Below are 12,399 nucleotides of genomic sequence, written 5' to 3'. Positions count from 1 at the left end.
CGTGTTCGCGCACGTCTTCAGTCAGCGCATCATACGCCCCCAACAAACACCTTAGCCGTCACTCAAGCAAAAAGAGCTCCACCATTCGGCAGAGCTCTCTACGGCACGTTTCAACGACACCGCAATCAGGGCAAAGAGACCTCCCGCACATAGACGGGAACGTCCATGACCGCGATGATTTCTTCGGTTCCGTCCAGCACCGGCATCAGTTCAGGGATCGAATTCGACAGCCGGATGTCTCCGCTCGCCGGTTTGCCCAAAGCCGTGCTGACGACCAGATCGACCATCTGATTGTACCGGTAGATGCGCGAGAAGTCCGGATTGGCTGCGGAATAGGGAAACAGCTCTCCCGGGCTCCAGCTGCGCTTGCCGGACGTGTAGCTCAGATCGACCTCGATCATCCCGCCGTCGGGGGATGTGATGCGCCACGCGTCCGATACGGAGCGTCCACCGTTGGCCGGACCGCTTAGCGTCTGCGTCCGCTCGATGTCAGCCGCTGTCGCAACGCCGTAAGGATTGCGCTCCGGGGCGCTGGACAGGATGCGCAGGACATACATGCGCACGGCGTCCTCCTTCTTGCCCAGCCCGACCAGCACCACTGCGCGGCGGCTTGCCGGATCAAGCGGCGCACCCTCGGGGTCAAGCTCGAGAATACCGTCGATCAGCGCGAAAAGAAGGTTGGACCCCTTCATCGGACCACCCGGAAACGGGACCGACGTCCACCCCTTGGGCATCAGCGCCTGAACCCCCTCAGAGTTCGCCTTGAGACCCATCAGAACCCGGCTGTCGATATTCGACCCGACCGGCGTCTCCGCCCGTGCCGGGATCGTCATTACCATGACAGAGGCACATACCAGAACAAACCGTATCAAGGATTTCGCAAGCATTGGCTTCCCCCCTTATTGCGTTCACTCCTCCACGCTTGAGCCTATGCGCTTGGTGCGGCGGGACGTTGATGCAAATCAAGTTGGGGAGTGGGGCGGGTTTCAAGGTCGGTCTGGGGAAACGCGTGCGGCCTCCTTAGTGTATGATTTTGCATCACAAATCGTGCACATCCAAAATCTTGAACAGAGTTCGAAAGTGGAATGCCCAACCCAAGAGGTCACCCCCAGCCCGGAACGGGCCAGCGCCCGTCCGCCCCCCGGGCGGGCGCTTCTGCACCGACATCGCGCCGATGAACCGTCATCTTAAGCCAACCGAAGCGCCTCGCTCCACCGTCAAAGCGCCCACCCCGGACGGACGCTGGCCCGTTCCTTCGTGATGCTGAGCATCGAGTACGGTTTGGTCCAGCAATGGGAGCGGCGGTCGAGTGCGTGGCGGCGGGCGTGACATTGCGGTGCGTGAAATCGCGCAGCCTACATCCGAGCTACGCCGTAGGGTGCGTGCTCGCACGCACCACTCAGTTCGCAACCAAGCAATCCCGCCGAAAACTCGAAAACACCCAATCCTCCGGCCTATTGACCAGACCATGTTTAACCGGATTGAACCAACAATACTCCAGGTGCGCAGCAAAATCCGCCTCATCCCGAATGTGATGCTCCCAATATCGGCGTTGCCACACCCCGCGCTCCTGCCGTTTGACATGGCTTCCGCGCACCTGTCCCAGCGGAACCTCGCGTGAAAACCGCGACTTGATCAGCCGCCACCGCGTTGGATAGTCGGTATCGTCGTCGGGTAACCGCCATATACAATGCATGTGATCGGGCAGGACGACCCATGCATCTATCCCGAAAGGTCTTTCGGTTTTCGTGACGCGAACAGCGTGGCGCAGGAGGTCGATTTCGCGAACAAGCAGATCGCTGCGTCGATCTCCCAGAGCAACGGTAAAAAAGATCGGAACGCCGGATAGTTCGGGACGACGGTAATTGGACATGCTCGAACCATCGGTGCGCAAGGTTAATAAGGCATGAAAACGGTGCGTGAAATCACGCACCCTACAGCCCGAAGGGTGTGTGCTTGCACGCACCAACCAATCCGTCACGTGAGCGCCACCTCTTCACCATCCCCCATGACCTTCCCCCAAACCCATGCTACACCGCCCTCCAAACCATCACGAAGGGCGCAGACATGGCCAAGACCCCAGACGGCAAGAACACCTCCGGGCGCGGACAGCGGGACCTCAAGGTCAAGGTGAAATCCGCGCGGGGTCGCAAGCTCAGCTCGACGCGCTGGCTGCAGCGGCAGTTGAACGATCCGTACGTCAAGCGCGCGCAGGCCGAGGGCTACCGGGGCCGCGCCGCCTACAAGATTCTCGAGCTGGACGAAAAGTACCGCTTCCTCGTTCCCGGCGCGCGCGTCGTCGATCTGGGCTGCGCCCCCGGCGGCTGGTGTCAGGTCGCCGTCAAACGGGTGAACGCTTTGGGCGAGAAACAGGGCAAGAAGATCGGCACCGTGCTGGGCATCGACCTGCAGGAGGTCGAACCGATTGCGGGGGCCGAGATCCACCAGCTTGATTTCCTCGAAGACGACGCGGACGAGAAGGTCAAGGAATGGCTGGGGGGCAAGGCTGACGTGGTCATGTCCGACATGGCCGCGGCCAGTTCCGGCCACAAGCAGACCGACCACCTGCGCATCATTCACCTCTGCGAAACCGCCGCGTATTTCGCCTTCGACGTGCTCGAGGAAGGCGGGACGTTCGTTGCCAAGGTTCTGGCAGGCGGGGCAGAGGGAGAGCTTCAGAAACTACTGAAGCAGCGCTTTACCAAGGTCATGAACGTGAAGCCGCCGGCCTCGCGCTCTGACAGTTCGGAAAAATTCGTCGTCGCCACCGGCTTCCGCGGCTGATCGTCCGGCGCGATGGTACGAAGCGACCGGTTCGCGCGCTCACGCAGTTGCAGCGCCACGTCGGGCCGCTGAACCTAAGGCTGTCCATAGGCGCGCCCGGAACCTGTCTGCAACCGTTCCTGACGGTGCAGTTCAAACAGTTTTTCCCGACGCAGATCGGCATGACCTGCTTTGTGCAGGTCAGGATAATGTCGCATAAAGCCTCCCCAGGCGGTCTGACACGGAAAGCGTTAATGCCTTGTGAATGTGGTCTTTTCAGGCCCGATTTGGGGCTGTTTCGCCACGAAAGGCCCGTGGGGCGGCACCAAACCGTTTCCGGAACGCCCGGGTGAGCGCGGTTGGGTCTTCATAGCCGCACCGCACCGCGATCTCGGCAATGCTCGTCGTCGATCCCTCCACCAGTGACCGCGCCGCGCTCAGCCGGATATGCCGGTACAGCTGGCCCGGCGTCATCCCCAACACGGCCTGACAGCGTCGGGTGAGAGTGCGCGGGCTGGTGTTCAGGCGGGAGGACAGATCGTCAATGCCCAGAGGCGTTTCGATATTTTCCCGCATGATGCGTGTTGCGCGCGTCAAAAGCGGGTCGCGCACCGAGGGCAGGGCGTTGCTCCGCACCGGCGGCGTGAACAGCGCGTCCACATCCAGCGCAATCGCCGGACTGACATCCCGCGCGATCAGGTGGCGGCTCAGGGCAAGCGTCGCACTGGCCCCCGCACAGGTGAGCACATCGCCATCCTCGAACCAAAGCGCCTGTTCCACGTCAACATCGAGAAACCGCTCGGAAAACGCGTCGAGCAGATCCCAGTGCACCGTTGCCCGTCGCCCCGCCAGCAGTCCCGCCGACGCCATCAGCCACGCCCCCGCATCCAGCCCGAACATCGCGCCACAGCGCCGTGCCGCCTGTTGCAATGCGCGACGGGTGGCGGGGGTGTCGTTGGCAAGATGTCCATAACTTGCAATGACATAAAGGCGATCCGCGCGAGACATGTCACTGATTTTACCATTTGGTAAAACCGCCATTCCAGAGCTTGAGCGCACCGGTGCGCCGTCAAGGCTGTAGAAGGACCATGAATAAACCGGTGTTTCGGCAAAGCTGTTGGCCGCGCGTAACGGTTCGAGCGCGTTGGACAGGCACAGGTTGGAAAACCGGTCGATCAACAGAAACCCGATTTTCAACCGCGCCGCAGAGGAATCTGGCGGGTTTTGCATGAAGCTGACCGTATCCGCATGGTTGAGCGAAAATCCAGTGCCAAACTCTGATGAAACGCGAGGGAGGATCACCATGCCGCTGTCCATGACCCAAGAGGTCTTCATCACCTGCGCCGTAACCGGATCGGGCGGCACGCAAGACCGCAGCCCGCATGTGCCGCGCTCTCCGAAAGAGATCGCCGAAAGCGCCATCGCGGCGGCCAAGGCGGGGGCGGCGATTGTGCATTGTCATGTCCGCGACCCGGAAACCGGAGCCCCGTCTCGCAAGCTGGAATACTACCGCGAGGTGACGGACCGCATTCGGGATGCCGAGGTTGATGTGGTGTTGAACCTGACGGCGGGCATGGGTGGCGACATCACCTTTGGCTCAACCGAAAGCCCGCTGCCGGTGAATCCGAACGGGACCGACATGGTCGGGGCCGAAGAGCGGGTGGCGCATGTGGCGGAGTGTCTGCCGGAGATCTGCACGCTCGACTGCGGTACGATGAATTTTGCCGAAGCCGATTACGTGATGACGAATACGCCGGGCATGTTGCGGGCGATGGGGAAGATGATGACCGATCTCGGGGTGAAGGCCGAGATCGAAGCGTTCGACACCGGGCACCTGTGGTTCGCCAAGGAACTGGTCAAGGAAGGCATCCTTGAAGACCCCGCGCTCGTGCAGCTTTGCATGGGGGTTCCGTGGGGGGCGCCGAACGATCTCAACACCTTCATGGCGATGGTGAACAACGTACCGGACAATTGGACCTTCAGCGCGTTCTCATTGGGGCGGAACCAGATGGCTTATGCGGCGGCGGCGGTTCTTGCCGGCGGTCATGTGCGGGTTGGTCTGGAGGACAACCTGTGGCTCGACAAGGGCGTGCTTGCCACCAATGCCCAACTGGTTGAACGGGCCGTGGGTATCGTTGAAGGCATGGGGGCCAAGGTGATGGGACCACAGGCCGTGCGCGACATGTTGGGCCTGACCAAGCGCGCGCCGAGATGAAGGCGATAGGCACATTGGTGATCGCGCTGTGTGCTGCGGTTGGGCCGGTCATGGCCGAAATCCCGCCATGGGCGGGGTATTGGGCTTTTGACCTGACATGGTGCGAAAACGCCGCGCGCGTCGGGTCGGTTACACCGGCTCCGATCTACCTCGCCGATACGGAAATGCTCGGTTACGAGAATTCCTGTGACATCATTTTCGCAGAGCCTGTCGGACCTGACCGCGCTTGGGTGCTCAATATGTCCTGCACAGGCGAAGGCAGCAGCTATGAGATGGAGCAATTGATCCTGTTGTCTCCGGATAACAAACGGCTGTCGATCTGGGATGGTGTCGAGATCGTCCCCCTGCAGCGTTGCCCCTAGGGAGAGTATTATGTCGGTTATCTTATGTTACGGCGACAGCAACACCCACGGCACGACCCCGCTTGAGAAGCTGGGCGCGTTTGCGCGGCACGCGACGGGGGATCGCTGGCCGGATGTGATGGCCAAGGCTCTTGGGCCGGGCCATCAGGTAATCTCGGAAGGGCTGCCGGGCCGGACAACCGTGCATGACGATATGGTGGAAGGCGGTATGCGCAATGGTTTGACCGTGCTGCCCGCGATCCTGCAAAGCCATGCACCGATTGACCTGATGGTCCTGATGCTCGGGACCAATGACCTGAAGAACCGGTTTTCGGTGACAGCGTTCGAGGTCTCGCGGTCGCTGGAACGTCTGATCCTTGCCACGCGGGCCGAAGGGGTGGTGAAGGACATTCTTCTGGTGTCGCCGGTCCCCGTTCTGGAAGCGGGCGTGTTGAAGGATGTTTTCGCGGGGGCTGAGGCACGGCAGCAGGGTCTGAGCGGGTTCATCGCGGCGGCGGCGGACCGGCAGGGCGTTGGCTTTTTTGACGCCGGATCGGTGGTCAGCGTGTCGCCCGTCGATGGAGTCCATTGGGACGTGGCGGCGCATCATGCGATGGGGGCCGCGATGGCTCAAGCCGTGGTGGCGCGGCTGTGAGGCATGTCGTGATCACCGGCGGCGCGTCCGGTCTCGGGCGCGCGATGGCCGAACGGTTCACGGCCGAGGGCGACCGGGTTGCGATCTGCGATGCTGACCCGCACGCAGTGGCGGGGTTTGCCGAGGCATATCCTGGCGCAATCGCCTGCATGGCAGACGTGACGGACGAGGCGGAGATGCAGGCGTTCTTCGACCGGATCGACGCGGCATGGGATCACGTCGATGTCGTCTGCGCCAATGCCGGGGTCGGTGGGCCTGCGGGGCGGATCGAAGACCTGAGCCTCGCGGACTGGAACCGCTGTGTAGAGGTCAACCTGTCGGGCACCTTCCTCACTTGTCGCTGGGCCGCGCGGCGGATGCGGGCGGCCGGGCAGGGGTTGATCGTCCTGACCTCTTCGACCGCCGGTCAGTTTGGCTATCCGCTGCGCTCGCCTTACGCCACGGCGAAATGGGGCATTGTCGGCCTGACGAAGACGCTGGCGATGGAGCTTGGACCCGCGGGCGTGCGGGTGAACGCGATCTGCCCCGGTGCTGTCGAAGGCGACCGGATGGACCGGGTGGTGGCGATGGAGGCCGCGGCCTCGGGCAAGACCCATGACGAGGTGCGCGCGCTTTACGTGAAAGGCGTGTCGCTGCGGTCCTGGGTAACGGCTGAGGATGTGGCGGACACGGTGGCGTGGCTCGCCTCGCCGCAGGCGAAACGGATTTCCGGCCAGATCCTGGCCATCGACGGACATACGGAGACTTTGACACCATGACCAAGGTAGCGGCCATCATCGGCGGTGGCGTGATTGGCGGCGGCTGGGCCGCGCGGTTTGCACTGATGGGATGGGAGGTGCGTGTCTTCGACCCCGATCCCGAAGCGGAACGGAAGATCGGCGAGGTCATGGGTAATGCGGGCCGCGTGCTGCCGATGCTCTATGAAGCGCCCATGCCCAAGCGCGGGCAGATCACGCTGGTCGGGTCAGTGGTCGAGGCGGTGACGGGTGCGGACTGGATACAGGAAAGCGTGCCGGAGCGGCTCGACATCAAGCATCGGGTGATTGCGGAAATTCAGGGGGCCTGCCCTGAAGGCGCGGTGCTCGCGTCATCGACATCCGGGTTCAAGCCGTCGGAATTGCAGGATGGCGCGGCGCGTCCCGGTCAGATCGTCGTCGCGCATCCGTTCAACCCGGTCTACCTGCTTCCCTTGGCCGAACTCGTGCCAAGTGCGGTGACCTCCCCTGAAACCGTGGCGCGGGCGAAAGAGATCCTGACCGCCATCGGCATGTACCCCTTGCACGTCCGGGCCGAGATCGACGCCCATATCGCCGACCGGTTCCTTGAGGCGGTCTGGCGCGAGGCGCTTTGGCTGGTCAAAGACGGCATCGCCACAACCGAGGAAATCGACAATGCGATCCGCTACGGGTTCGGGCTGCGGTGGGCGCAAATGGGCCTGTTCGAGACCTATCGCGTGGCGGGCGGCGAGGCCGGGATGCGGCACTTCATGGCGCAGTTCGGGCCGTGCCTGCAATGGCCCTGGACCAAGCTGACCGATGTGCCGGAGTTCACGGATGAGCTGGTGGACCTGATTGCAGGTCAGTCGGACAAGCAATCCGGGCATATGGGCATTCGCGATCTCGAACGGCTGCGCGACAACAACCTTGTCGCCATCCTGCGCGGTTTGAAGCAGCAGGGGGCGGCTGCGGGCAAGCTGATCCTCGATCACGACGCGATGCTGCGCGGGCCACTTGGGGATGACGTGCCGCTGGTCACGGTGCGCCGGGTGGTGCCCGTCGACTGGACCGACATGAACGGACATATGAATGAGGGGCGGTACGGACAGCTTTTCAGCGATGCCTCCGAGGAATTGATGACCCATGTCGGCGCGGATCGCGCCTATGTGGAGGCGGGCAACAGCTATTTCACGGCTGAAACGACTGTTAAATATCTGAACGAAACCCATGCGGGTGAGGACATCTATGTGACCACGCGGGTGACGCGGGGCGAGGGCAAGAAGCTGCGGCTTTGGCACGAGATGTGCCGGGCGTCGGACGATGCGGTGCTGGCGACATGCGTCCAGTTCCTGCTGCACGTGTCTTTGGAAACGCGCCGCTCCTGTCCGCCTTTGCCGCAGGTTCTTGAGGCGGTCGAGGCACTTGCCGCACATCACGCGGAGGCGGGCGCATGAATTTCGGGCTGTCAGACGAACAGGAGATGATCGTCTCCACCGTGCGCGAGTTCGTGGAGCGCGAGATCTATCCGCATGAAGCGGAAGTCGAGCGGACAGGTGAAGTGCCGCATGACGTGGCACAGGAGATCAAGCGCAAGGTGATCGACCTTGGGTTCTACGCCTGCAACTTCCCGGAAGAGGTGGGTGGTGCGGGTCTCAGCCATCTCGACTTCGCACTGGTCGAGCGCGAGTTGGGGCGCGGGTCGATGGCGCTGACGCATTTCTTCGGGCGACCGCAGAACATCCTGATGGCCTGCGAAGGAGATCAGAAAGACCGCTACCTGCTCCCGGCGGTCCGGGGGGAACGGATGGACGCGCTCGCCATGACCGAACCCGAGGCCGGATCGGATGTGCGCGGCATGTCCTGCACTGCGCGGCGCGATGGCGGCGATTGGGTGGTGAATGGGACCAAGCATTTCATCTCGGGCGCCGACCACGCGGATTTCTTCATCGTCTTCGTGGCGACAGGCGTTGATGAGACCCCGAAGGGACCGAAGAAGCGGATCACCTGTTTCCTTGTCGACCGTGGGCATCCGGGGTTCACCGTACGGGAAGGGTACAGGTCTGTCAGCCATCGGGGCTACAAGAACTGCATCCTCGAATTCGACGATTGCCGGTTGAGCGATGCGCAGGTGCTGGGCGCGGTCGATGGCGGGTTCGAGGTGATGAACACCTGGCTTTATGCCACGCGGATCACCGTTGCGACGATGAGCGTGGGCCGGGCGCGACGGGTGTTCGACCATGCGCTGTCCTACGCCGCCGAGCGCAAGCAGTTCGGTCAGCAGATCGGCAAGTTTCAGGGCGTCAGCTTTCAGATCGCCGACATGATCACCGAGATCGATGCGGCGGACTGGTTGACCCTGTCGGCGGCGTGGCGGCTCGATCAGGGTTTGCCTGCGAACAGGGAGATCGCAAGCGCCAAGCTCTACGCAAGCGAGATGCTGGCACGGGTGACGGATGCGACGCTGCAGATCCACGGTGGGATGGGGCTCATGGATGACTATCCGATCGAACGCTTCTGGCGCGATGCACGGGTCGAACGGATCTGGGACGGAACATCCGAGATCCAGCGCCACATCATCAGCCGCGATCTGCTGCGGCCTTTGGGGGCATGACGCCATGCTTCTTTGGGCTCAAAATACCTCGGGGTCTGGGGTGGAACCCCAGGCGTTTCCGTTGACGGAAACGCCACGAGGCGTCGACGCATCGTGATGCGCGGGCTTGATCGTCTGTTCCGGCCCGCATCGGTCGCCGTGATCGGCGGCGGTGCGTGGTGCAGGTCGGTGATGGGTTCGCTCGACCGCATCGGTTTTGACGGACCGGTCTGGCATGTGCACCCCACTGCAGAAGGCGCAATCCGCACCATTGGCGATATCCCGGCAGCGCCAGACGCCTGCTTCATCGGTGTGAACCGTGCGGCCAGCATTGACTGTTTGCGGGACCTGTCGGCCATAGGTGCCGGAGGTGCAGTCTGCTTCGCCAGCGGATTTGCCGAAACAGGCGATGGGGCTGCGCTGAACGCCGCGTTGCTGAATGCGGCCGGGGAGATGGCCATCGTCGGGCCGAATTGCTATGGCTTCGTCAATGCGCTCGACCGCGTGGCGCTCTGGCCGGATGTGCACGGCCTTGTCCCCGTAGACCGCGGTGTTGCGATCCTGACGCAAAGCTCCAACATTGCGCTGAATCTCTCGATGCAGCGGCGTGGTTTGCCCATCGCCTTTCTGGGGACGGCGGGCAATCAGGCTCAGACAGGTTTGGCCGAGATGGCCGCGCATCTGATCGAGGATCCGCGCATCACGGCGCTGGGTCTGCATATCGAAGGCGTCGGGGACGTGACGGCCCTTCAGGCGCTCGCGCAGGCTGCGCACAGGCTGGGCAAGCCCATCATTGCACTGAAATCAGGGCGGTCCGAGGCCGCACAGGTGGCCGCGCTGTCGCATACCGCATCATTGGCCGGGTCCGATGCAGGGGCAGAGGCGCTGTTTGCCCGCTTGGGCATCGTGCGGGTGCCGAGCATCGAGGCGATGCTTGAGGCACTCAAACATGCACATCTGTTCGGAGCGGTGCATCCGGGACCAATTGCGTCGCTGTCCTGTTCCGGAGGAGAAGCCAGCCTGATGGCCGACGGCGGCACCGCGCGAGGGCTGGGTTTTGCTCCGCTGACGCCTGAGCAGGACTCCAGGCTGGAAGCGGTGCTTGGCCCGCTCGTGACCCGCGCCAATCCACTTGATTACCATACATTCATCTGGGACGACGCGGACAGGATGGGGCAGGTCTATGCGATCATGGCCGACGGACCAGCCGAACTGACGGTGATCGTCGTAGACTATCCCAGACCGGATCGATGCAGGACGACTGCATGGGACTGTGTCGAAGCGGCAGCGCGTCATGCCCGGGCACAGACGGGACGGCGAATTGCGCTGTTGGCGTCTCTGCCGGACTGTATGCCTGAAGACATGTCCTTGAAGCTGATGGCGGCCGGTCTCCTCCCGATCCACGGGCTGGAAGCCGGGCTGGATGCACTGGCAGCGCTCTATAACTCCCGCTCTGCGCCCGATCCGGAGCGCAGTCTGGTTTTGCCGGGCGCGCATGGTGAAACGGTGATGCGCGATGAGGCTGCTGCAAAGGCGCTGCTTCGGAAGGCCGGGCTGGACATTCCGTTCGGAGCAGAGGCTGACGGGGTCGATGAGGCCTGCCGTGCAGCGGACGGGCATTATCCGGTGGTGCTGAAAGCACGGGGTCTGGCGCACAAGTCCGACTCGGGTGGCGTTGTGCTGGGACTGTCAGATGAGGCAGCCCTCCGCAGCGCTGCGCAACAGATGTCGGAAGAGCGCTTCTATATAGAAGAGATGATCACCGGCAGCGTGGCAGAGCTTCTGGTCGGTGTGATTGCCGATCCGGCACATGGTTATGTTCTGACCCTGGGGGCAGGGGGTGTCCTGACCGAGCTTTGGCAGGACACGCAGTCCCTCCTTCTCCCGGTAACGGAGGCTGAAGTCGGTCAGGCGCTCGATGCGCTTCGGATTGCGCCGCTGCTCCGCGGGTATCGTGGGTCTGCCGGTGCGGATCGCGACAGCGTCATCCAGTCCGTGATGTCCCTTCAGAACTATGTCATTGCGCAGGAGGGACGGGTGGCCGAAATTGAAATCAACCCACTGATCGTGACACCGAACCGCGCGGTTGTGGCGGATGCGCTGATACGAGAGGAGACATGATGGACAGCCCCTTAAACGTGACACGGGACGGTCATGTCCTCGAAGTGGTGCTCAACCGGCCCAAAGCGAATGCCATCGACCTTCAGACAAGCCGCGCCATGGGCGAGGTGTTCAGATCGTTTCGTGACGACCCGGAACTGCGTGTGGCGATCATAACCGGAGGAGGCGACAAGTTCTTCTGCCCGGGCTGGGATCTCAAGGCGGCGGCCGACGGTGACGCTGTGGATGGCGATTACGGTGTTGGCGGGTTCGGTGGGCTTCAGGAGCTGCGCGACCTGAACAAACCGGTCATCGCAGCGGTCAATGGAATCTGCTGCGGTGGTGGGTTGGAACTCGCCCTGAGCGCGGACATCATTCTGGCGGCTGATCACGCAAGCTTTGCCTTGCCGGAAATCCGCTCGGGGACCGTTGCCGATGCGGCCAGTGTGAAACTGCCCAAGCGGATCCCCTATCACATCGCGATGGAGATGTTGCTGACCGGACGGTGGCTGGATGTCGAGGAAGCCGCGCGCTGGGGCTTCGTGAACCATATCCATCCTGCGGACACCCTCATGACCGAGGCGCGCAGCATGGCCGCACTTCTCGCGTCCGGGCCTCCCCTTGTTTATGCGGCGATCAAGGAGATCGTGCGCGAAGCCGAGGATACCGGGTTTCAGGATATGATGAACCGTATCACCAAACGACAGCTGGCAACGGTTGATGTTCTTTACGCGTCAGAAGATCAGCAGGAAGGTGCGCGGGCCTTTGCTGAAAAACGCGATCCTGTGTGGAAGGGACGCTGACTCGGCCTGAGTCTGGAGGGTGACGCAGAGGCAGGTGGGGGTAAGCTTGTGGATAAGCGCAGATTCTTCGCCTGAAGTCCGAGAACAGGTTGGTTTTTGATTGGGCTTTCAAGAGTTAAGTGGAAATAAAAACAATTAAAACAATTACTTAGTCGAAAATTGAAGTTTTTTGCCGATTTCCCGAATTTTCCGCTTGCGGACCAGCGGCCCCGACTC

General features: G+C 62.3%; 13 protein-coding genes. 9 read left to right on the top strand and 4 right to left on the bottom strand.

All coding sequences use genetic code 11. The features are described from left to right. Nucleotides 1-125: 125 nt before the first annotated feature. On the bottom strand, nt 126-887 hold the full coding sequence (locus MGEO_RS14060) for a hypothetical protein (protein ID WP_085638991.1): 762 nt from the start codon (nt 885-887) through the stop codon (nt 126-128). A 512-nt stretch (nt 888-1,399) separates the two neighbouring features. After that, the gene (locus tag MGEO_RS14055) at nt 1,400-1,933 is read right to left on the bottom strand and encodes an REP-associated tyrosine transposase (RefSeq protein WP_332908318.1); all 534 of its coding nucleotides are present in this window, start codon (nt 1,931-1,933) and stop codon (nt 1,400-1,402) included. Nucleotides 1,934-2,067: 134 nt separating this feature from the next. Between MGEO_RS14055 and MGEO_RS14050 the strand changes: the two genes are divergently transcribed. Then, nucleotides 2,068-2,784 (top strand): RlmE family RNA methyltransferase, encoded by a 717-nt coding sequence (locus tag MGEO_RS14050; protein WP_085638985.1) that lies wholly within the window; start codon nt 2,068-2,070, stop codon nt 2,782-2,784. A 74-nt stretch (nt 2,785-2,858) separates the two neighbouring features. Here the strand turns inward: MGEO_RS14050 and MGEO_RS21850 are convergent, their stop codons facing one another. Together MGEO_RS21850 and MGEO_RS14045 are read right to left on the bottom strand one after the other, a co-directional pair. Then, nucleotides 2,859-2,981 carry a hypothetical protein gene (locus tag MGEO_RS21850; RefSeq protein WP_269845897.1) on the bottom strand — a complete coding sequence of 41 codons (123 nt, stop codon included), beginning with the start codon at nt 2,979-2,981 and terminating at the stop codon, nt 2,859-2,861. Nucleotides 2,982-3,039: 58 nt separating this feature from the next. Further along, complete coding sequence (locus MGEO_RS14045) at nt 3,040-4,098, bottom strand: GlxA family transcriptional regulator (protein WP_233139931.1); 1,059 nt, start codon at nt 4,096-4,098, stop codon at nt 3,040-3,042. Here MGEO_RS14045 and MGEO_RS14040 point away from each other — a divergent pair. From MGEO_RS14040 to MGEO_RS14005, 8 genes are all read left to right on the top strand, one after another. Beyond that, the gene (locus MGEO_RS14040) at nt 4,067-4,978 is read left to right on the top strand and encodes a BKACE family enzyme (protein WP_085638982.1); all 912 of its coding nucleotides are present in this window, start codon (nt 4,067-4,069) and stop codon (nt 4,976-4,978) included. The genes MGEO_RS14045 and MGEO_RS14040 overlap by 32 nt on opposite strands. Next, nucleotides 4,975-5,340: a hypothetical protein gene (locus tag MGEO_RS14035; RefSeq protein ID WP_085638979.1), complete on the top strand. Its 366-nt coding sequence runs from the start codon at nt 4,975-4,977 to the stop codon at nt 5,338-5,340. Before MGEO_RS14040 ends, MGEO_RS14035 begins: the two co-directional genes overlap by 4 nt. A 10-nt stretch (nt 5,341-5,350) precedes the next feature. After that, on the top strand, nt 5,351-5,974 hold the full coding sequence (locus MGEO_RS14030; RefSeq protein ID WP_085638976.1) for an SGNH/GDSL hydrolase family protein: 624 nt from the start codon (nt 5,351-5,353) through the stop codon (nt 5,972-5,974). After that, nucleotides 5,971-6,732, top strand: a complete 762-nt coding sequence (locus MGEO_RS14025; protein WP_198948114.1) for an SDR family oxidoreductase — start codon at nt 5,971-5,973, stop codon at nt 6,730-6,732. Before MGEO_RS14030 ends, MGEO_RS14025 begins: the two co-directional genes overlap by 4 nt. Then, nucleotides 6,729-8,144, top strand: a complete 1,416-nt coding sequence (locus tag MGEO_RS14020; protein WP_085638973.1) for a carnitine 3-dehydrogenase — start codon at nt 6,729-6,731, stop codon at nt 8,142-8,144. The genes MGEO_RS14025 and MGEO_RS14020 overlap by 4 nt, the downstream gene beginning before the upstream one ends. Then, nucleotides 8,141-9,301 (top strand): acyl-CoA dehydrogenase family protein, encoded by a 1,161-nt coding sequence (locus MGEO_RS14015; RefSeq protein ID WP_085638970.1) that lies wholly within the window; start codon nt 8,141-8,143, stop codon nt 9,299-9,301. Before MGEO_RS14020 ends, MGEO_RS14015 begins: the two co-directional genes overlap by 4 nt. Before the next feature lie 96 nt (nt 9,302-9,397). Beyond that, nucleotides 9,398-11,401, top strand: coding sequence for an acetate--CoA ligase family protein (locus tag MGEO_RS14010; protein ID WP_085638967.1), 2,004 nt, complete (start codon nt 9,398-9,400; stop codon nt 11,399-11,401). Then, nucleotides 11,398-12,183, top strand: a complete 786-nt coding sequence (locus MGEO_RS14005; RefSeq protein WP_106299206.1) for a carnitinyl-CoA dehydratase — start codon at nt 11,398-11,400, stop codon at nt 12,181-12,183. The genes MGEO_RS14010 and MGEO_RS14005 overlap by 4 nt, the downstream gene beginning before the upstream one ends. Nucleotides 12,184-12,399: the final 216 nt, after the last annotated feature.

This window comes from Marivita geojedonensis, assembly GCF_002115805.1.
GTDB classification, from domain to species: domain Bacteria; phylum Pseudomonadota; class Alphaproteobacteria; order Rhodobacterales; family Rhodobacteraceae; genus Marivita; species Marivita geojedonensis.
This window is presented reverse-complemented; position numbering and strand designations above follow the sequence as displayed.